Origin of the sequence: Labrenzia sp. VG12 (assembly GCF_002237595.1) — a bacterium.
Lineage (GTDB): Bacteria > Pseudomonadota > Alphaproteobacteria > Rhizobiales > Stappiaceae > Roseibium.
The window spans coordinates 5,596,057-5,616,160 of sequence record NZ_CP022529.1 but is presented as its reverse complement, the minus strand read 5'-3'; the positions used below and the strand labels follow the sequence as shown (position 1 = coordinate 5,616,160).

Annotated in this window: 21 protein-coding genes; 10 read left to right on the top strand and 11 right to left on the bottom strand. The window is 59.2% G+C overall.

What is annotated here, in order from left to right; all coding sequences use genetic code 11:
• Window positions 1–11 precede the first annotated feature (11 nt).
• The 4 genes from CHH27_RS25915 (at window position 12) to CHH27_RS25900 (ending at window position 3,281) form a co-directional block, all read left to right on the top strand.
• Entirely contained in the window at window positions 12–848 is an 837-nt protein-coding gene (locus CHH27_RS25915; RefSeq protein WP_094075020.1) for an ABC transporter substrate-binding protein, read from the top strand.
• A gap of 162 nt (window positions 849–1,010) precedes the next feature.
• Complete coding sequence (locus CHH27_RS25910) at window positions 1,011–2,105, top strand: PA0069 family radical SAM protein (protein WP_247646348.1); 1,095 nt, start codon at window positions 1,011–1,013, stop codon at window positions 2,103–2,105.
• Between the two features lie 43 nt (window positions 2,106–2,148).
• Entirely contained in the window at window positions 2,149–2,802 is a 654-nt protein-coding gene (locus CHH27_RS25905) for a ribonuclease HII (protein WP_094074165.1), read from the top strand.
• 11 nt (window positions 2,803–2,813) lie between these two features.
• On the top strand, window positions 2,814–3,281 hold the full coding sequence (locus CHH27_RS25900; RefSeq protein ID WP_094074164.1) for a GNAT family N-acetyltransferase: 468 nt from the start codon (window positions 2,814–2,816) through the stop codon (window positions 3,279–3,281).
• 433 nt (window positions 3,282–3,714) lie between these two features.
• Here CHH27_RS25900 and CHH27_RS25895 read toward each other — a convergent pair whose 3' ends face one another.
• The 9 genes from CHH27_RS25895 to CHH27_RS25855 all read right to left on the bottom strand — a co-directional run bounded on the left by CHH27_RS25895 (window position 3,715) and on the right by CHH27_RS25855 (window position 12,020).
• Window positions 3,715–4,167, bottom strand: coding sequence for a DUF4279 domain-containing protein (locus CHH27_RS25895; protein ID WP_094074163.1), 453 nt, complete (start codon window positions 4,165–4,167; stop codon window positions 3,715–3,717).
• 96 nt (window positions 4,168–4,263) lie between these two features.
• Complete coding sequence (locus CHH27_RS25890; protein WP_198338302.1) at window positions 4,264–4,743, bottom strand: F0F1 ATP synthase subunit B; 480 nt, start codon at window positions 4,741–4,743, stop codon at window positions 4,264–4,266.
• A 10-nt stretch (window positions 4,744–4,753) separates the two neighbouring features.
• Window positions 4,754–5,293, bottom strand: coding sequence for a F0F1 ATP synthase subunit B (locus CHH27_RS25885; protein WP_094074161.1), 540 nt, complete (start codon window positions 5,291–5,293; stop codon window positions 4,754–4,756).
• A 78-nt stretch (window positions 5,294–5,371) separates the two neighbouring features.
• Window positions 5,372–5,596 carry a F0F1 ATP synthase subunit C gene (locus tag CHH27_RS25880; protein WP_055111220.1) on the bottom strand — a complete coding sequence of 75 codons (225 nt, stop codon included), beginning with the start codon at window positions 5,594–5,596 and terminating at the stop codon, window positions 5,372–5,374.
• Between the two features lie 72 nt (window positions 5,597–5,668).
• Window positions 5,669–6,418: a F0F1 ATP synthase subunit A gene (locus CHH27_RS25875; RefSeq protein ID WP_094074160.1), complete on the bottom strand. Its 750-nt coding sequence runs from the start codon at window positions 6,416–6,418 to the stop codon at window positions 5,669–5,671.
• 54 nt (window positions 6,419–6,472) lie between these two features.
• A complete protein-coding gene (locus CHH27_RS25870) occupies window positions 6,473–6,856 on the bottom strand; it encodes an AtpZ/AtpI family protein (protein WP_094075019.1) in 384 nt (127 codons plus the stop codon).
• Window positions 6,857–7,078: 222 nt separating this feature from the next.
• Complete coding sequence (gene smc, locus CHH27_RS25865) at window positions 7,079–10,537, bottom strand: chromosome segregation protein SMC (protein ID WP_094074159.1); 3,459 nt, start codon at window positions 10,535–10,537, stop codon at window positions 7,079–7,081.
• An 87-nt stretch (window positions 10,538–10,624) separates the two neighbouring features.
• Window positions 10,625–11,260, bottom strand: coding sequence for a DsbA family protein (locus CHH27_RS25860; RefSeq protein ID WP_094075018.1), 636 nt, complete (start codon window positions 11,258–11,260; stop codon window positions 10,625–10,627).
• Between the two features lie 262 nt (window positions 11,261–11,522).
• Entirely contained in the window at window positions 11,523–12,020 is a 498-nt protein-coding gene (locus CHH27_RS25855; RefSeq protein WP_094074158.1) for a DUF721 domain-containing protein, read from the bottom strand.
• A 223-nt stretch (window positions 12,021–12,243) separates the two neighbouring features.
• Here CHH27_RS25855 and mutY point away from each other — a divergent pair, with 223 nt between their 5' ends.
• A complete protein-coding gene (gene mutY / locus CHH27_RS25850) occupies window positions 12,244–13,323 on the top strand; it encodes an A/G-specific adenine glycosylase (RefSeq protein ID WP_208988377.1) in 1,080 nt (359 codons plus the stop codon).
• Window positions 13,324–13,771: 448 nt separating this feature from the next.
• Here mutY and CHH27_RS25845 read toward each other — a convergent pair whose 3' ends face one another.
• A complete protein-coding gene (locus CHH27_RS25845) occupies window positions 13,772–14,383 on the bottom strand; it encodes a DUF6869 domain-containing protein (protein WP_094074157.1) in 612 nt (203 codons plus the stop codon).
• A gap of 186 nt (window positions 14,384–14,569) precedes the next feature.
• Here CHH27_RS25845 and CHH27_RS25840 point away from each other — a divergent pair, with 186 nt between their 5' ends.
• The 3 genes from CHH27_RS25840 to bfr all read left to right on the top strand — a co-directional run bounded on the left by CHH27_RS25840 (window position 14,570) and on the right by bfr (window position 16,583).
• The gene (locus CHH27_RS25840) at window positions 14,570–15,118 is read left to right on the top strand and encodes a 2OG-Fe(II) oxygenase (RefSeq protein WP_094074156.1); all 549 of its coding nucleotides are present in this window, start codon (window positions 14,570–14,572) and stop codon (window positions 15,116–15,118) included.
• 221 nt (window positions 15,119–15,339) lie between these two features.
• A complete protein-coding gene (locus CHH27_RS25835; RefSeq protein ID WP_198338301.1) occupies window positions 15,340–15,822 on the top strand; it encodes a fasciclin domain-containing protein in 483 nt (160 codons plus the stop codon).
• A 275-nt stretch (window positions 15,823–16,097) separates the two neighbouring features.
• Window positions 16,098–16,583: a bacterioferritin gene (gene bfr, locus CHH27_RS25830; protein ID WP_094074155.1), complete on the top strand. Its 486-nt coding sequence runs from the start codon at window positions 16,098–16,100 to the stop codon at window positions 16,581–16,583.
• A 59-nt stretch (window positions 16,584–16,642) separates the two neighbouring features.
• On the opposite strand, the gene CHH27_RS25825 is transcribed toward bfr, so the two are convergent.
• Window positions 16,643–18,151: an AMP nucleosidase gene (locus tag CHH27_RS25825; protein ID WP_094074154.1), complete on the bottom strand. Its 1,509-nt coding sequence runs from the start codon at window positions 18,149–18,151 to the stop codon at window positions 16,643–16,645.
• Window positions 18,152–18,348: 197 nt separating this feature from the next.
• On the opposite strand from CHH27_RS25825, the gene CHH27_RS25820 reads away from it, so the two are divergent.
• Together CHH27_RS25820 and CHH27_RS25815 are read left to right on the top strand one after the other, a co-directional pair.
• Complete coding sequence (locus CHH27_RS25820) at window positions 18,349–19,149, top strand: transporter substrate-binding domain-containing protein (protein WP_094074153.1); 801 nt, start codon at window positions 18,349–18,351, stop codon at window positions 19,147–19,149.
• A gap of 107 nt (window positions 19,150–19,256) precedes the next feature.
• Complete coding sequence (locus tag CHH27_RS25815) at window positions 19,257–20,063, top strand: amino acid ABC transporter permease (RefSeq protein ID WP_094074152.1); 807 nt, start codon at window positions 19,257–19,259, stop codon at window positions 20,061–20,063.
• Window positions 20,064–20,104: the final 41 nt, after the last annotated feature.

The following is a 20,104-nucleotide window of genomic DNA, read 5'->3' as shown; positions in this document are numbered from 1 at the left end:
TGGGAGCAGCAATGCCAATTGTGAACCGTGCCCTGTTCCGCCTCGTCATGATTGTGCGTCAGCGCCGGGTGCTGACGTGGACGGCCGGCTGGGTGCTGCCTCTGGTGCTGTTTGCAAATGCTGCCCTGGCGCGTGACCTGATCATTCTGGCAACGCCGGAAGAACCTTACAAATTCGTCGAAAACGGCGTTTACAAAGGCATTGATGTCGATGTCATCGATGAGGTCATGCGGCGGCTCGGTGTGACCTATTCCCTTGAACTGATCGAGTCCGGCACGCGGATCCAGCAAGAAGCCATGTCGGGCCGTGCCGACATGCTGCTCCTGTTCTCCAGGAAGCCGGAACGGATGGAGTTCCTCCACTATCCGGAAGAAAGCTACATCGATATCAGCTGGAACTTCTTTATCCGCGCTACGGATGAGGGCAAGATCGAATTCCGCGATTTTCAGGATCTCGCCGGGCTGCAGATCGGCATCACGCAGGATTTTTCCTATACGCCCGCGTTTCTGGAATCCGGGCTGAATTTTCAGACGGTGCCGCGCAATACGCTTCAGATCGGCATGCTGCTTGCCGGACGGACAGACGCCGTACCAATGAACACGATCAGTACCCTTTATGAAGAGAAAAAGGCCGGGCGGCTGGAAAAACTGTCCTATCTGGCGAAACCGCTGATCACCAAGCCCTATTACAACGTCTTTGCCAAAGCCTCCAGCTTTCCGGACATCGAGGGCCTGGTCGAGCGCTATGACGCAACCATCCGTGCCATGAAGGCCGACGGAACCCTGGACAGCATTCTGGTGAGATATCTCGGCGAACGGCACGTGGACAAAGTCAGCGGCGGCACATGAGAGTTGCGTCCTGAAGCGGTCTATGGAGCTGTGATTTCCAATTGAAGACCGACTTGCATTGCCTTTCCGACGTGATAATGTTCCCTTTATGTTCTCATCATAATCCGGATACGCCACGTGACGCTCAGGCCTGCTTTCAACGAGACTGCGAATACCGCCGATATTGGCCCGGGCACTTCGGATGCGGTCACTGTGGCCCAGGACCGCCGCCGGGGGCGCGCGGCTGCTCTCAACAAGAGCGGCCGCTTCGAGCCGCTTGAACGCGAAACCTTTGACGACGGCTGGGACAGCCTGGACGCGTTGCCGCCGCTCAAAACGGAAGTTCAGGAAGAGCGTGCGCGCACGATCATCACGCGAAACGAATCGCCGGACCTTTCTTTCGACCGGTCCATCAATCCCTACCGTGGCTGCGAGCACGGCTGCATCTACTGCTTTGCCCGGCCGAGCCATGCCTTCATGGGCCTGTCCCCCGGACTGGACTTCGAAACCCGTCTCTTTGCCAAGCCCAATGCGGCCCAGCTTCTGGAGCGGGAGCTGTCGCGGCCCGGCTATTCGCCGCGCGTGATCGCCATCGGCACCAATACCGATCCCTATCAGCCCCTGGAGCGGCACTACAAGCTGATGCGCGAGATCCTGGAGGTGCTCGACACCTATTCCCACCCCGTGGCGATTGTTACCAAGTCGGCGCTGGTGACACGAGATGTCGATATCCTGTCGCGCATGGCGGAGCGCAACCTTGTCAAGGTGGCGCTTTCCGTGACCACGCTGGACCGAAAACTGTGCCGGGCAATGGAACCGCGCGCCTCTGCCCCGCACAAACGCCTGGCTGCGATCAGAACCCTGAGCGAGGCGGGTATTCCGGCCTCCGTCATGATGGCTCCGGTGATCCCTGCCCTGACCGATAGTGAAATCGAGGCCCTTCTGGAAGCCGCGGCAGATCACGGTGCGAGCGAGGCCGCCTTTATCCTGCTGCGTTTGCCGCTTGAAGTTTCGGAACTCTTCCGCGACTGGCTTTTGCGCGAACGGCCGGACCGCTACCGCCATGTGATGAACCTGATCCGCTCGATGCGCGGTGGCAAGGATTATGACGCCAAGTGGGGCGAACGGATGCGCGGGCGCGGTCCCTATGCCGACCAGATCGCCAAACGGTTTTCGCTCGCCGCCAAGCGTTTCGGCCTCAATCTTCGCCGCCGGAAACTCAACACGGGAGACTTCGTGCCGCCTCAAAAAGGCGGTGTGCAACTGGATCTCTTCTGACAAAGCGCTTGTCTAACCTGATTGCGAGCGGCAGGTTGCAGAGATGGCTTTTACTCCGTCCCTCTTCGACCTCGCTTTTCCCGACAGTCCGGATCTGAAGATCGAGCGCAAACACGCCCAGGCTTTCAACGGACGGCTGTGTGGTGTCGACGAAGCCGGGCGCGGCCCCTGGGCCGGACCGGTCGTCACGGCTGCAGTGATCCTCGACTATGACAACCTTCCCGAGGGTCTGAACGATTCCAAGAAATTGACGGAAGCGCGCCGGGAGGAGCTGTTTGGCGCAATCGTTTCGAGCTCCGCGGTTTCGGTCGCCAGCGCGTCGCCCGCGACCATCGACCGACTGAACATCCGCACAGCTACGCTTTCTGCCATGGTCCGGGCGGTTCATCATCTTTCGACTGCGCCGGATTATGTGCTTGTTGACGGGCGCGACGTGCCCTCCGGGCTGCAACAGCCCGGCCAGGCCCTGATCAAGGGCGATGGCAGGTGCCTGTGCGTTGCAGCTGCCTCCATCGTTGCCAAGGTGACGCGGGACCGGATGATGGTGCAGCTGGAAAGGGACCTGCCCGGCTATGGCTTTGCCCAGCACAAGGGCTACGGCGTTCCGCAGCACCAGGCTGCCCTGCAGCTACTCGGCCCTTCCGCGCATCACAGAATGAGCTTCAAGCCGGTCAGGCTGTCGGCAGACACAGCATAGGGTCAGGACCTATGGCGATACCAACGGTTTCCCGGGTGAACGAGACGCATACGGCTGAGCTCCTGTCCCTGCAAAGAGAGGCCTATCAAAGCGAAGCTGCAATCTATCAGGACTGGACGATTGCGCCGCTGACCGAAACAGAAGACCAGTTCAGGCAGGCGCTTCAGAAACAGCATATTCTGGCCGCCTGGCTTGACGGGAGCATTGTGGGCTCCGTCCGGGCAGAGCTTATCGGCACAACTTGCCAGATTGGCAGATTGTTTGTCGCCCCGAAGATGCAAGGCAGAGGCATTGGCCGGCAATTGCTGATGGCCGCGGAAGCCGCCCACTCTTCCTCAACCCGTTTTCAGCTGTTTACCGGCAACAGGAGTGTGAAGAACCTCAAGCTCTATGAGCAGCTCGGCTACGTTCAGACCCATGAGCGTTTTCTCAATGACAAAATTACATTGACTGCACTGGAAAAACAGAGGCAGACCTGAAGCAACTGTCAAATTCTACAAGGTGTTGAAATTCTTTTCCTTGGCATCTGCATTGCACCCTGTCGTTAAATGCCAAGTTAACCAGCTTTTTTCAGATTTCGTTAAGGCGCCCCTTTGAGCATTGCTTGGACCCACTGATACCGGCCCACACTCACCGGGGGAATACGCACCATGTTCAATCAGGACTACGAAAAAGCCGTGACACTTCTTGCCCTGGGAGGTGTTGTCCTGTCCGCCGTACTCGTCTTTGCCTCCAGCGCCTATTTCTGACGAGGGCGTCCCCTTCCGACACATTGCAATTGCCTGCCGGGGTTCTGTCGCACAGGCTCTGGCGATCTTCTCCATCGCGGCTTTAAAAAACAGGGCGCCAGTTATCCAGGTCAAACAAACTTGCAACAATTCCGATCCGTCTTGTTGCGTTCTTGGCAAAAATCTAGCGCGTCACTTGTTCACGTAACGCGACCATTTCCTCGTGAAGATCACCGAATGGATAGAAATCGAAGTTGAAGGATATGCCCAGCGATGTTGCGCGCCTTTGCAGGTCGAATCTCAACTGCCAAGCAAAACTGGAATACACGAATGCGACACAGACAATCTCAGTCAGAAACGCGGATTGCAGCGACTGTAGGGCAGCCTTTTTTCGTTCAAGCTTGTTGAGCAGCGCTTCCACATGATCGGTGAGTGGATCCTGATCCGTCAATCCGCTGTCCAGCCTCCATTTCGAACTCCTGCGAAAATGTTTTCGTCCCTGGACCTCGAAGGTATCACCGACATTCCAGACCTTATCCGGTTCCAAACCCAGAATGCCTGATATCGCTCTTGCGTCTTCACTGCCGAGGGCATGGAAATATGCGTATTCGCGATCCGTTTCAGGTGGTGCTACCAAGTTTTCCTCTTGATCGTTTCGGTCAGTGACATGTCTTCATACAAAAAAAGCGGCCTGGAAGGCCGCTTTTTCAGATATTCAGCAAAGAAGCGAAGATCAGTTCAGCCGATCCTTCACCTGAGCAATGCTCTTGGCGAGAATGTCGTCTGCAACCTTGTCCTTGACCTTGGCCGAGAGGATGTGCTCAGCCGCAGCAACCGCGATGTCCGCGGCCTTGGCGCGAACCTCGGCAATGGCCTGGGTTTCCGCCTGCGCGATCTTTTCCTCTGCCGCCTTGGTCCGGCGTGCAATCATCTCTTCAAGAGCCTTGTTGGTTTCCACCGTCAGGCGCTCGGCTTCCGAGTTGGCTTCCGCGATGATGGCTTCCGCCTCACCTTCGGCCTCGTGACGCTTGCGCTGATAGTCCGACAAGAGAGCCTGGGCTTCTTCACGCATCTTGCGTGCGTCTTCCAGTTCCTTGCGGATCGCGTCAGCGCGGTTGTCCAGCGAACCGCCGATCTTGCCAGGTACCTTGAGGTAGATCAGCAGGGCGAAGAAGAGAACGAGACCGACCAGGGCCCAAAATGTTGCGTCCATGATCGTCTCCTCAGTTCATCGCCGACTTCAGCGCCTTGGTCAGATCGGTCTTGGTCGGAGCCTTGCCCATCAGCTGCTCGACGAGCGCTGAGGTGGTGTCTCCGGCAATTTCCTCGATCTGAGAAAGAGCTTCGGTCTTGATCCCGGCAATATGAGCTTCGGCTGCCTTCAGCTTTTCACCAAGGTCGGCTTCGGCCTTTTCGCGGCGGGTCTCGTGGTCCGCCTTCAGCTTGGCCCGCGTGTCATGGGCAATGCCATGCGCCTTGTTGCGAGCTTCGGCCAGAGCCTGTTCGTAGGCCGCGATCGCCGCATCGGTCTCATCCTTCAGCCGGTTGGCTTCGGACAAGTCACCGGCAATGCGGTCCTTACGGTCTTCCAGGATCCCTGCAATCCGCGGCATGGCCACGTTTTTCATGATCCAGTAGAACACGGCGAAGGTGATGACGAGCCAGAACAGCTGCGACGCAAACGTTGTGGCGTCAAACGGCGGAAAGCCGACGCCGTGTTCTGCGGCCGCTACTTCGATGCCTTCTGTGGTCGTGCCTGCCATTTCCTGTCTCCTAAATCCGGCTAGGCGGCGCTTGGCGCCGCCACCGGAGTCGCATCAATTGTCGCTTCGGAAAAGCGATTAAGCGAACAGGATGAGGAAGGCGATCAGAAGGGAGAAGATGCCCAGAGCTTCCGTCACGGCGAAGCCGAAGATCAGGCGGCCGAACTGGCCATCAGCTGCGGACGGGTTGCGCAGAGCGCCAGCGAGGTAGTTACCGAAGATGGTGCCGAGGCCGATGCCGGCGCCGCCCATGCCGAGACATGCGATACCTGCACCGATGTATTTTGCTGCTTCTGCTTCCATGACACGTGCTCCTAGATGGTGTTTGCAGATTTCTCACATACGGCGCTCATGGCCGCGTGATTGGATAGATCCTTAGTGTGAAGGATGAACGGCGTCGTTCAGATACATGCAGGTCAGAACGGCAAAGACGTAGGCCTGCAGGAACGCGACAAGGAATTCCAGCGCCGTCAGGGCGACCGTCATGGCCAGCGGCAGAGCCGCGCCGACGAAGCCGACCGCGCCCATGGCGCCGAGGCTGACGACAAAGCCGGAGAAGACCTTGAGAGTGATGTGACCGGCCAGCATGTTGGCGAAGAGACGTACGGACAGGCTGATCGGACGGGACAGGAACGAGATAACCTCGATCAGGGTCACGAGCGGGATCAGCGCTGCGGGAACGCCATGCGGCACGAACAGCTTCAGGAACTTAAGTCCATGACGATAGAAGCCGTAGAGGATCACGGTCGAGATCACCAGCATCGCAAGCGCGAACGTCACGATGATATGGCTGGTAACCGTGAAGAAATACGGGAACATCCCGAAGAGGTTTGCAACAAGCACGAACATGAACAGGGAGAAGACAAGGGGGAAGAACCTCATCCCGTCCGTCCCTGTCGCATCTCGTAAGGTACTTGCTATGAACTCATACATCATTTCCGAGACCGACTGCACGCGGGTCGGCACGAGGCCACGGCCGCTGGTCGAGAAGATCAGAAATGCAGACGTCGCTGCCACGGTCAAAACCATGAACAGCGAAGCATTGGTGAAAGAAAAATCCACGCCTCCGACTTCAATCGGAAAAATCGTCTGGATTTGAAACTGTTGGATCGGATCGTTCGCCACCGGCCAGCCTTCTTCGCTCGTTCACAATCGCTGCGCCCTGGGGCGCGACAAATTCTAGTCCGGTCTGTCGTCCAGATCGTCTTTTTGGCTCAGGATCTTGGCGTCCGGCTGCTCGACGACACCGGCCGAGCGCAGAACATTCAAGACACCGGCCGCAAAGCCCAGCAACAAGAAGACAATCAGCCCGAATGGCGCTGTCCCCAGCCACTGGTCGGCAACCCAACCAATCCCGGCCCCCACCAGAATGCCTGCAATGAACTCCGACGAGAGCTTCATGGCCTGCGCATATCCGGATGAGGTGCTTTGCGATTTCTTCGCGGCTTTTTCTTCCACCGCCTTGAAGTCGTCAAGCTTCCGGTTCAATTGAGCCCGCCGTTCCGACAGACCCGCTTCCGGGGCACCAACCCGATCTTCATCATCGCCGTTTTGCGAAGACATGTTCATTCGTCCTCAGCCCGCGCCGACATGTCAGATCCAACAACAGGGAGCCCCGTAAGCCGCGCGCACCATAGTCGGCGCCCCCTGCCGTGTCAAGAAGCCTTAAGGAAACAATAAGTTTTTGATTTTATTTATCTTTTTTCGCTTATACAGATTCGGCGAGACCTAAGTTGCATAAGCTTTTCGCCGCAGTGCCGCACCAGATGCGTTCCGGGCCACCGGCTAACCGGTTTCGCGGAATCGTTCCGCCGTCTCCAAATCCACCGAAACGAGCTGCGAAACGCCCCTTTCGGCCATGGTTACACCGAACAGGCGGTTCATGCGCGCCATGGTGATCGGATTGTGCGTGATGACCACGAACCGCGTTTCCGTGCTCGCGGCCATCTCGTCCAGAAGGTCGCAATAGCGCTCCACATTGGCGTCGTCGAGCGGTGCATCGACCTCGTCAAGCACGCAGATCGGGGCCGGATTCGTCAAAAACACCGCGAAGATCAACGACATGGCCGTCAGCGCCTGCTCGCCGCCGGACAGCAGCGTCATGGTCTGCGGCTTCTTGCCGGGCGGGCGGGCAATGATTTCGAGACCGGCATCCAGGGGATCGTCGCTGTCGACCAGCTGAAGCTCCGCTGTGCCGCCACCGAAAAGATGCGTGAACAGCCTCTGGAAGTGGCCATTGACCACCTCAAAGGAGGCCAGCAGGCGCTCGCGCGCCTCGCGGTTGAGGTTGGAGATGCCGGTGCGCAGTCTGCGAATCGCCTCGATCAGGTCGTCCCGTTCCGACGTGAGCGTGGTTTTCTGCTCGTCGATCTCCCGCAGCTCTTCCTCAGCGCGCAGGTTGACCCCGCCAAGACGCTCCCGTTCCGCCTTGAGCCGCTCCAGCTTGCGTTCCATGGCTTCCGGGTCGGGCAGAGGCGCGCCTTCCTTGAGGCCGGCAATCTCGGGCAGCGCTGCGACCGAGACTTCCAGGTCTTCATCGATGCGCCGTTCCAGGTCGCCCTTGCGCGCCCGGGCTGCTTCGAGCCGTTCTTCCGCCCTGATCTTCTGTTCGCGTGCGCCGGCCATGGCTTCCATCGCCGCCTTGGCCGCGCGGTCGACATCCGAAAGATCGAGCTCAGCCTGGGACAGGCGGTCGTCCCTTTCCTTCTTTGTTTCTTCCGCCTTGGCAATTGCGGAAAACAGCTCCCGGCGCTTGAGCTCGATATCTTCCGGCGCCTCGATCAGCTCGGCCCGCTCTTCCTCGGCTTCCTCCTGACGCTCTTTCAGGATGGAAATCTGCTGCGCGGCATTGGCGGCCCGGGTTTTCCAGCTGTCATATTCGCGTGCGATCGCTTCCAGGCGGCGGTCGCGCATCTGCTGTTCGCGTGTCAGGCCTTCGGAGACCGCGCGCGCCTCTGCCAAGGCGCTGCGCGCGGCCGCAACATCCCCTTGCAAGGCCTCGATCTGGTCGCGAAAGTTCGTAGCATCGGGTGCCTCTTCCAGCAGAGCCTCTGCCTCCAGCACCTGTTCGCGCGCAAGTTCCGCCTCCTCGCCAAGGCGCCCTGCCCTGTCCTGGGCCGCTTCCTTCCTGGCTGCGATCTGGGACGCTGCCCGCTCAGCGGCCGCGAGCGCTTCGCGCACGGCCGACGTGCGCCGCTGGCCGTCACGCACCTTGCCGCGCGCAATCTGTTCGTGCTCCACCGCCTGGCGAACGGCCGCTGCGGCTGCTTCCAGAACCTGCCCCTGGTCCAACACTTTTTGCCTTGCCGTCTCGATTTCCTCGGCAAGCTCCGCCAGCCGGTTTTTCTGGGCTAGCCGTTGTGCCGCAGGTGTCGGAGCGTTGGCGGCAACGACAAACCCGTCCCAGCGCCACAGGTCGCCTTCCCGGGATACAAGACACTGCCCGGGCTGCAGAGACGCCCGCAGACCCGGACCCGCATCCTGCGAGACCAGCCCGATCTGCCGCAGCCGGCGTGTAAGCTCTGTCGGCGCTTCGACACGGTCAGCCAGCATGGGCACGCCATCCGGCAGGGCCGGGTCGCTCCCATGTGGCAAGCTGCTGCCCCACTTGACGGCGGCAGCCTGTTCTAGCGACGCGTCGAGGTCCTCGCCAAGCGCGGCACCGAGGGCCGTTTCGTAGCCGGGCTCGACCCGCACCTGCTCCACGACCGGCGTATGGTCCTGGTCGGCATGAACGTTCAGTACCTGTTCCAGAGTGCGCGCTTCAGTCTCCAACCCTTGCAGGACCTGCTTTGCATCGCTCAAGGGGCCGCGCGCAGCCTGTTCGCTTTCCCGCGCTTCGAGAGTTGCCGTTTCCGCCTCTTCGGCCGCAGCTTCGGCCTCGGTCAGGGCCTCCTCGGCCAGTTCCAGCGCTTCACGATTTTCCGAGACGCCGTCCTGATCCGTCATCTGGGCGGCAAGATCGTTCAAGGCCTGCTGGGCCTCCTGGGCCTGGGCGACCAGCCGGTCGGCGCGCTGGCGGCTTTCGGCCACGGCCCGCTCCAGCTGCCTGCGCTCAGCGTTTGCACGAGCCTCGGCTGCAGTGAGATCCGACAGACGGGTCTCCAGTCCGCGCACCGTCTCCTCCGCCTCGGCGACCTTTTCGCGTGCGGTCTCGGTACGCTCCTGCACCATTTCGTTTTCTTCAAGCAGCTCGGCGCGTTCTTCCGAGAGCCGTTCCAGCACCTCGTCATTCTCCGAGACCATGCTCTGTTCGCGGCGCACATCCTCGGCCAGCTGCACCAGCCGCCGTTCGAGGTCCTGCAACCGCTCCTTGACCCTGCGCTCTTCGGCATCGAGTTCGTTGCGGGCAATTACCAGTCGCTGCAGGGCGGCGCCGGCCTTGGCAGCCTCGTCACGCAGTTCCGGCAGCTTGTGGGCGGCGATTGCCTGCACGCGGGCACTTTCGGCCTGCAGCGCCGTTGCCTCGTTGACCTGTTTCTGCGCCTCGGCGAATTGACCTTCTGCTGTCCCAAGCGCGTCGCGCGCTTCCGTCCAGCGAATGTAGAGGATCGAGGCTTCCGCCGCCCTGATCTCGGAGGAGAGATTCCGGTAGCGGGTAGCCTGACGCGACTGCCGTTTCAGATTGTCCAGCTGGCCATCGATCTGCACGAGGACATCTTCCAGGCGCTCCAGGTTCTGCTCGGCGGCGCGCAACCTGATTTCGGCCTCGTGCCGGCGCGAATGCAGACCGGAAATGCCGGCGGCCTCTTCCAGGATCTGACGCCGCGATGTCGGCTTGGCGGCAATCAGCTCACCGATCTGGCCCTGACGGACCATCGCCGGCGACCGGGCCCCTGTCGAGGCGTCGGCAAACAGCAGCTGCACGTCACGCGCACGCACGTCCCGGGCATTGATCTTGTAGTTGGAGCCCTGCTCGCGCTCGATCCGCCGGCTGACCTCCAGCGCGTCGGCATCGTTGAAAGCGGCGGGAGCCGTCCGGTCCTGGTTTTCCAGGAACAGCGTGACTTCGGCCGTGTTACGGGCCGGACGGTTGAGGCTGCCGGAAAAAATCACGTCGTCCATGCCGGACGCACGCATGTTCTTGTAGGAGTTTTCCCCCATCACCCAGCGCAGGGCCTCGACAAGGTTGGACTTGCCGCAACCGTTCGGCCCGACCACACCTGTCAAGCCGTTGCCGATGATGAACTCCATCGGTTCAACGAAGGATTTGAAACCGACAATGCGGAGTTTCGAAAACTTCATCGGCGTCCGGGCCTCCCGGGCTCGGACGCCGGAATGTCAGGCTTGAGATCACACGGGATACTCAAGGCCCGCGTTTCAATCGCCTGCTCAGAGGTTTTCCTCGATGATCTTGCCCATGTTCTCAATCGACAGCGCCCCAGAGTGCTTTTCGCCGTTGATGAAGAATGTCGGCGTCGAGTTCACCCCAAACTCGTTCGCACCACGGTCCTTCACTGCATTCACTGCGTCAAGCAAACCCTGGTTTGTCAAGCATTCCTCAAAGGACTCCTGTGTAAATCCGATCTGCTTGGAAAAGTCGAGCAGGGATTGATACGGATTGTCCGTGAAGGCCCAGCTGCGCTGGCTGTCGAACATGATGTCCACAATCTCGAAATATTTGTCCTGAGGGGCGCAGCGGGCCAGCATGAAGGCGGCGGCGGCCACCGGATCCAGCGGGAATTCGCGGAAAATGAAGCGCACCTTGCCGGTCTCGATATATTGCTTTTTCAGCTCCGGCCAGGTGCTCTTGTGGAAATTGGCACAGTGGCCACAGGTCATGGAGGCATATTCCACGATCGTGACCGGTGCATTCTCGTCGCCGAGGATCTTGTCGCCAAGCGGACCGGGCTTCAAGAGCTCCTCTTCGTTGACGGACTGGGCAAAGGCCGAACCGGTTGTGGCCAGGCTGAGCGTGGCTGCCGCCAGGGCCGTGGTCTTGAGAAACTGTCTGCGGGTCTGGGTCACGAGGATCGTCCTGTCAAATGTCAAACACTGCGCCGGGTGGCGCACGAAAGACGGTCATCTGTTCGGAAGACCGACTTGTCGAATTCCTATGTGGTTCTTTTAACCTGTCTTCGGCTGAATGCAGGATGAACCAGCTGACTGCTGTGTCTGCCCTTTCAGGCATGCGGCGTCAACAAAGCTTATCAAATGTGGCAGGAGAGAGGACGGTGCAAGAGCCGCCATCACAGTGATGTTATTGACAGGTTACCGAGACCGCCCAGCTTCAGGCCGCCTTGTCCGTGTTGCGCGCGATCACCTGGGCGCCCAGCTTCTTGAGAGCCTGCCGCAGACGGTCATTTTCAACGCCCTCCAGATTCTGCTCCAGCCGCTTTTCCTCGGTCTGGGTCAGGGCGCGCAGCGCTTTCTTCGGCGCCGGGCGCTTCACCTGTACGGGCTTTTGCAGGATCTTGATCCGGCCGATGGCACGCCAGCCATAGAAGGTGTTGATGCGCTCAATTACCTGGGCGCTGTCATGAGACAGCATCAAGGCCGTCGCGCCGTCCGTATGAACGACAAGCGTTGCCGGCTCGGGCGGTGTTTCCGGATCGCTGCGATCCGGCTGGCGCGGCCAGTTGAGACGATCGGGCTGCACACGGGTGCCATACCGCTCGCCAACAATGTCGGCCCAGGAGGCAATGATGTCGACAGATGCAAATCCACGCTTGCGGCAAACGGGCGTCATTGCCTTGCCGACCAGGTCGGAAAGCTGTTTCGCCTCCATGGGCTTGCGCGCAGGGTTTGCCTTTGCCGGTTTGATGGCCTACCTCCTCCTCAAGCCGCCCGTTCGGCAATCTGCCGGTCGGGGTGCGGATCGAGGTGATATCTCGCAATAGAATACGACAAAATGACGACGAATACTTTTCCGAAGCTGGAGCCTGCATTGAAAGCCGTCAAGTTGTCCCCAGGCTATCCAGAGCTTCCGATCGCTTTTCACCACAACAAACATGATTGATCACATGGCAACTGCTTCTCCAAGCCAATTGCTGCTTGCCTGGTATGACCGGCACGCCCGCACGCTTCCCTGGCGCGTCAGCCCGGACAACCGGAAACACGGCGAAGTTCCGGATCCCTACCGGGTCTGGCTGTCTGAAATCATGCTGCAGCAAACGACCGTTGCCGCGGTGAAATCCTATTTCGAAAAATTCGTTTCGCTCTGGCCGACCGTGGAAGATCTCGCGGCGGCGCCGGAAGAAGACGTGATGAAGGCCTGGGCGGGTCTTGGTTATTACTCACGGGCCCGCAACCTGAAAAAATGCGCGGAAACAATCGCGGCGGAGCATGACGGACGCTTTCCCGCAGATGAAGCCACGCTTTTGAAACTGCCGGGCATCGGCCCCTATACGGCTGCGGCCATCGCAACCATTGCCTTTGACCGGCACGCCGCCGTGGTCGATGGCAATGTCGAACGTGTGCTGACACGTCTTTTTCAGATCGAGACGCCGCTGCCGGATGCCAAACCGGACATCAAGGCCAGGATGGCAACACTGACGCCGGATGCACGACCCGGAGATTTTGCCCAGGCGGTCATGGATCTGGGCGCAACCATCTGCACCCCGAAGAAACCGGCCTGCGGCCTGTGTCCCTGGCGCGAGATTTGTGCGGTGCAGTCCAGCCCGTTTGCGGAAACCCTGCCGCGCAAGGCGCCCAAGAAAGAAAAGCCGACCCGTTTTGGGGCAGCCTTTGTCGCCGTGGATATCAACACCGGATCCGTGTTGCTGAGGCGGCGTCCGCCAAAGGGGCTGTTGGGCGGCATGACGGAAGTGCCTGGAACCGAATGGTCGGAGGGATTTATCGGAGAAACGGCTCTTGATGCAGTTCCCTTTGCAGCGCCCTGGGAGAAGCAGGTCAAACAGGTCACGCACACATTCACCCATTTTCACCTGAAACTGTCCGTGTTTCGCGCCGACCTCATACCCACCCAGACCACGGTGCTTGCAGGCAGCTGGTGGTCTTCCCCGCAGGAACTCGGCGAGGAAGCCCTGCCAACCGTGATGCGCAAGGTGTTGTCGGCGGCGCTTGATTGACGCCGTCCGGCTCAATCGATCTTCTCGCTATTGCCAAGACTGAGCCAAGGGCTCTCAGGAGTTCGATCAAGGCCAGTGCCGATAAATACCAGAACCGGCTGGTCTATTCATCGGACTGCTTCTCAATCAGCTCTTAAAAGCGATAAAGACAGTTCTTCCCGGCTTCTGCCGAAGTGCGGCTAGAGCACTTCCCGGCTAGATTGGCTCACTCTGTTTGAAGTCTGGCGAGACGATCTGCGCGGAGGGGCGTGAAGTCCATAGCGGGGCTATGGGCAAGCGTCTCGACAAAGCAGGTGTCCGCCAGACACAAACCCGGAGGGCCGGGCCGGTTTGGCCCAATGCCTGCGGAAATTGCCTCGACCGTGCGGCCAGCACGCTCTTCGTCAAACTCCTTGACCTTGAACCAAACCAGCCTCGGCAGAGTGAGCCAATCTAGCCGGGAAGTGCTCTAAGCCTTCCGAACCTCCCATTGATCTTCGGCAGTTCGCTGGAAACGTTCCTTGTCCCGGGTGGTGCGGTCTTCTTCGCTCAATGTGTCCGACATCCAGTCTTCGGGAAGAACCCTGAAAGGCTTGCCGTCCAGTCCTTGTTGCCCCGACTGGATCTTTCTGAGGCGGTTCCAGACCTCGTCGCACATCTTGTGGCGCCAGACGCCGGTTAGCATGCGCGCAAATTTCTGATCGTGTTTTGCCTGTCTTTCAAACAGAGGGATCAAAGAGCCGTAATAGGTCAGCAGATGCTCGGCGGGACCGGCAGCAATCCTTGCCAGCTGATCTTCGTTCTCCGCAGCGGCGACGGCATCAATGATAAAGTTCCAGATGGTATGGGGGTGCCCATAGAAACATTGCATTGTGACCCAGCCATCGGGATCACCATTCACGAACCGTCCTGCCAATATGGCAGCGACTTTTTCAAAGTCGCTCTCAGGCACATCAAAGCCGAGACAAGCAATGAATGCCCTCAGCCGGTCACGGAAACCGGAAAAAGCGCCATGGAAGGTATCGTTGTTCAGCCAGTAGATGGCCAGCAACTGCTCATGCGAAATTTTGGAATTGATCAAGTCACAACGTGGCAAACCCACGTATCAAAGTGTTGAAACGCCGTTGAGCTAATCACTGCGACCCGGCATGTCAACAGCTTGCCGGCGGTCCTCCGCAACGAGGCCCGGAACAAGGGCTTCACGGGCCTTGCGGATGGCATTATGTGTGGGCGGTCTGTCCCGCAACCGTTCCACATAGAAGATCCCATGTTCACGCATACACAAGACGCCCTTTTCTCCGCAGAAGAGTGCGCTGAAATCATCCGACTGAGCCAGACCGAACTGCAGGACAGTGGCGGACTTGTCGGCGGGCAGCAGCAGCGCGAGATCCGCCGGGCGAAAATCAGCTGGCTAGATGACGAGGGACCGGCCGCCTGGGTGATGCAACGGATCATGGGGGCCGTTGCCAAGGCAAACCGCGAAGTCTTCGATTTCAACATCTCGGACTTCCGGGAGAAGCTCCAGGTCGCGGTCTATGACGAAAGCGAAGAAGGCCACTACGACTGGCATTCGGACATCGGCGAAGGCCCGATCGCGCAGTTTCGCAAGGCGACCATTGTCACGCAGCTGTCGGCGCCGGATGCTTATGAGGGCGGCGGACTTGAGATCAATCTCGGTCACAAGGTGATGACGGCGGCACGTGACCAGGGCAGCGCCACGCTGTTTGCCAGTTTCATGTTGCATCGTGTGGTGCCCGTGCAGCGCGGCACACGCTATTCTCTGACCTGCTGGAGCCATGGGCCGCGCTTCCGATAGACGGCGCGTGATTCAGTTCGCGGACGCGCAACGCAGAACAAGGCTGATTGGATCAGTCGTTTAGCCGGGAAAATCGAAAAGCAGTTTTTCCTCATCCATCCGCTGCAAGGTGCCGTAATTCCAGCAACACAGGCTCTTGATCAAATCCTTGATCGTGCTCGGGAAATGCCGTTTCCCGACACCCCGTCCCTTTGTCTGTGTGAAGCAAGTGGGAGTCGAACATGAAACTGATTCAGAAACTGGTATTTGCCCTTCTTCTCGTTCTGCCGCTGAGTGCCGCCAAGGCAGGCAGCAAGGACATTGTCGACACGGCCGTCGGTGCAGGATCCTTCAACACCCTGGTTGCCGCCGTTCAGGCCGCTGGCCTTGTCGATACCTTGAAAGGCGATGGCCCGTTCACTGTCTTCGCCCCAACCGACGAAGCCTTCGCCAAACTGCCGGAAGGCACGGTTGAGAATCTCCTGAAGCCGGAAAACAAGGATCAGCTGATCGCTGTCCTGACCTACCACGTCGTGCCGGGCAAGGTGATGTCGTCCGACATTGCCGGCAAGAAGGCTGAAGTTGCCTCCGTCCAGGGCGGCGAAATCTCCGTCGATGCCACCGATGGTGTCAAGGTCGACAACGCAACTGTCGTCGCTGCAGACGTGGAAGCTTCCAACGGCGTCATTCACGTGATCGACACCGTGATCCTGCCGCAGTCCTAAGCACTTGCCCGGCACCTGAACCGCCCCCCGACCCAAGTGCCGGCAACAGGCGCGGTCTCTCCCGAGACCGCGCCTTTGTTTTTGCAACTCGCTCGCAAAAACTCTTTTTCCTGAAAGACTTGCAGGGTGTCTTATTTGGAGTAAGGTCTGCCCTGACGCGCCAGAAAATCGGAAAATGTCTGAACCACGGCTGGACATATGGCGTAAATCAGTTCAGAACTCTTTCTTAGAATTATTCTAATCTATAGCAATGAGAGGCTCTCAGGAGGGTTGCCATGAAGGGAAGTCAAAAAGTCATCGATTGCCTGAACGAAGCTCTGTTTCTGGAGCTCGGCGCGATCAACCAGTACTGGCTGCACTACCGTCTCCTGGCGGACTGGGGCTATGCGCGCCTTGCCAAGAAGGAGCGCGAGGAATCCATCGAGGAAATGCAACACGCGGACAAGCTCACCGACCGCATCATCTTCCTTGAAGGCCACCCGAACATGCAGAAGGTTGCACCGCTGCGCATCGGTCAGAACATCAAGGAAGTGCTGGAATCGGATCTTGCTGGCGAATACGACGCCCGCACGGCCTACTCCAAATCCCGTGAAGTCTGCCGGGAAGAAGGCGATTACGTATCCATGGCGATCTTTGAAGAGCTGCTGAAGGACGAGGAAGGTCACATCGACTTCCTGGAAACCCAGCTTGAGCTGCTGGAGAAGATCGGCGTCGAGCGCTACGGCATGCTGAACGCCGCGCCGGCCGACGAAGCCGAGTAATATTTCCGCCTCCGAAACGTAAAAAAAAGCGCGGCCCCGGGCCGCGCTTTTTGTCTGCCTTACTGAAACGCCGTTTCCGCAAAGCTTCGCAGTTTGCGGGAATGCAGCCGTTCCGCTGTCATGTCGCGCATCTTTTCCATGGCCCTGATACCGATCTGGAGATGCTGGGCCACCTGGCGCTTGTAGAAATCCGTCGCCATGCCGGGGAGTTTCAGTTCACCGTGCAGCGGCTTGTCGGAAATACACAGAAGCGTGCCGTAAGGGACGCGGAAGCGGAAACCGTTGGCAGCGATCGTTGCCGATTCCATGTCGAGGGCAATCGCCCTGGACTGGGAGAAGCGCTTGACCAGCTCCGGCTGGTCCCAGAGTTCCCAGTTGCGGTTGTCGAGTGATACCACGGTCCCGGTGCGCATGAGACGTTTCAGTTCATAACCGTCAATGCCGGTGATTTCCGAAACCGCATCTTCCAGGGCGACCTGTACCTCGGCGAGCGGCGGGATCGGCACCCAGACCGGCAGGTCCTGGTTGAGAACGTTGTCGTCGCGCACATATCCGTGCGCAAGCACGTAGTCACCCAGCGTCTGGCTGTTCCTGAGACCCGCGCAGTGACCGAGCATCAACCAGACATGCGGCCGGAGCACGGCGATGTGGTCCGTAATGGTCTTCGCGTTGGACGGGCCAACCCCGATATTGACCATGGTGATGCCGCTGCCATCGGCCCGTTTCAGGTGATAGGCCGGCATCTGCGGCAACTTTGCCGGCTCCTCGCCGCTGCAAGGTTCGCTCTGACCGGCTTCGATCACCAGATTGCCCGGCGACACGAATGCCTCGTAACCACTGTCCGGATCGGCCAGCAGCTCGTGTGACATGCGGCAGAATTCGTCGATATAGAACTGGTAGTTGGTGAAGAGCACGTAGTTCTGGAAATGCTCGGCGCGCGTTGCCGTATAGTGCTGCAGCCGGTGCAGGGAATAGTCGACGCGCGGTGCCGTGAAGGACGCCAGCGGCATCACGCCGTCCACCGGTTCATAGGTGCCGTTGGCAATGGAATCGTCCATTACGGTCAGATCCGGCAGATCGAACATGTCCGCCAGCGGCCGGTCGAGATTGGCCGCTGCAGCACCGCCTTCCACGTGGGTTCCGTCATAGAACGCAAAATGCAGCGGGATCGGCATGTCGCTGTCACCGATCAGAAGCGGAACGTCATGGTTGTTCATCAGCAGCGACAGCTGCGTGATCAGATAGTTGCGGAATAGGTCCGGCCGCGTGATCGTCGAGGCATGTGTTCCGGGCTTGGATACAAAACCATAGGACAGTCGGCTGTCGAGCCGCACATGGCTGTCGGTGATGATCTGCACCTGCGGGTAAAAAGCGCGGTACCGGCCTTCCAGTTCCTTGCCCTCCAGGAGGTCCTGAAAATGGCCGCGCAGAAACGCCGTGTTGGCTTCGAAGATCTCGATCAGCCGATCGACCGCCTTCACCGCATCGGTAAAGACTTCGAGCGGATGTGACGGCGCTAGACGCACACGGCGCGCCGCCTGTTGAAACGGGTTGGTGTTGTTGGACATAAATGTCTCCTTATTGTTGTTATGCGCCCACAGTCCCGCCAAGTTCCCTCCGGGTCAATAGATCTATCAGCAGATTTTGAATTTTTTTTCGCAGAGAGAAAATTTCTGCAACAGGCGAACACTCAGGCTTCACGCCGGTCTTTTCCATTGCAGAGGGAACCGTTAAGGTCCTTGGGAATTTTGACCAGGAGCCTCCCATGAAAAAGACCCTTCTCGGCCTTGCGGCCGCCCTTTCCTGCGTGATCGGCCTGAGCGCTGCGGCCGGCGCCGAAACGCTTCCGGATCTCGGCGGCAAGGAAATCGTGATTGCTTCGGAAAACACCTATCCGCCGCTGCAATTTGTCGATCCGAAGTCCGGCGATGCCGTTGGTTGGGAATATGAGGCAATTGCCGAGATCGCGAAGCGCCTCAACGCCAAGATCACCTACGAGAATGTCAGCTGGGATGCGATGATCCCCGCCGTTTCCGCGGGCGAATATGACCTTGCCATGAACGGCATCACGATCCGTGAAGACCGGGCCGACAAGGTCGATTTCTCCGAGCCCTATATGCGTTCCGAGATGTTCATGCTGGTGCGCGCCGACGAGGACCGGTTCTCAGATCCCAAGAGTTTTGCCGCCAACACGGACTTCCTGGCCGGTGCCCAGCCGGGCACGACGCCTTTCTACGTCACCGTCTACGAAGTTCTGGACGGCGATGAAGCCAATCCGCGCATCAAGCTGTTCGAAACCTTCGGTGCGGCCGTGCAGGCCCTGAAAGCCGGCGATGTCGACCTCGTCCTCACCGACAGCACCGGTGGCCGGGGCTACGTTGCGGCCAATCCCGACACGTTCAAGCTGATCGGCGACCCGATGGGCTCTGAAGATTTCGGCTTCATCTTCCCGAAAGGCTCCGACCTGGTGGCGCCGTTCAATGCGGCCATTGCCTCCATGCGCGCCGACGGTACGCTGGATGCGCTGAACCAGAAATGGTTCTTCGACTACAAGGTCGGCCAGTAAGCGCCTGAGCACGGCTGGACTTTCATCAGCGTGGCCGCTATCCGGGGTTTGGCCCGGATAGCGGCCATTTTCATTTCTTCGCCGACGCACCAACCACAAGATCGCCCATGTTCAACAGCAAAAATCAGACCGGCTCTCCGAAACAGGACTTTCCCTATTGGCTGCTGGTTGCTGTTGGCATTGCGGTGTTTCTGCTGATCCAGATCGCCACCGACGAGATCTACAGCCAGGTCATGGCGACAGTTTCGCGCGGCATCTGGCTGACCATCTTCGTCACGCTCGTGGCTTTCTTCCTGGCCTCCCTGATCGGGCTGCTCCTGGCGCTGGCGTCGCTGTCCGGTTCGCTGATCCTCAGGCAAAGCGCGCGTTTCTATATCGAGATCGTGCGCGGCATGCCGATCATCGTGCTGCTTCTTTATATCGCCTTCGTCGCGACACCCCTGATGGTGGCCGGTCTCAACGCGCTCCTGGAGCCGCTAGGGATTGGCACATTGCGCACCCGTGACTTCCCGCTGCTCTGGCGCGCCGTCCTCGCCCTGACGATCGGTTATTCGGCCTTTATCGCCGAAGTTTTCCGCGCCGGCATCCAGGCTGTCGACACCGGCCAGATCGAGGCGGCCGAGGCACTCGGCATGAACCGCTGGCTCCGCTTCCGCCTGATCGTCTTTCCACAGGCGCTGAAGACCATCCTGCCGCCGCTCGGCAATGATTTCATCGCGCTGATCAAGGACAGTTCGCTGGTGTCGGTTCTTGGGGTCGCCGACATTACCCAGCTCGGCAAGGTCTATGCGGCCGGCTCGTTCCGCTATTTCGAGACCTATAACGTGGTTGCCCTGATCTACCTGATGATGACGATCACGCTTTCGCTTGCCCTGCGCAAATTTGAACGGGCAAAGGACGTCGGAGAACGATAAGGTTTCACTCGACTTGTCCGTCGTCATCCTGGCCAGGCAAA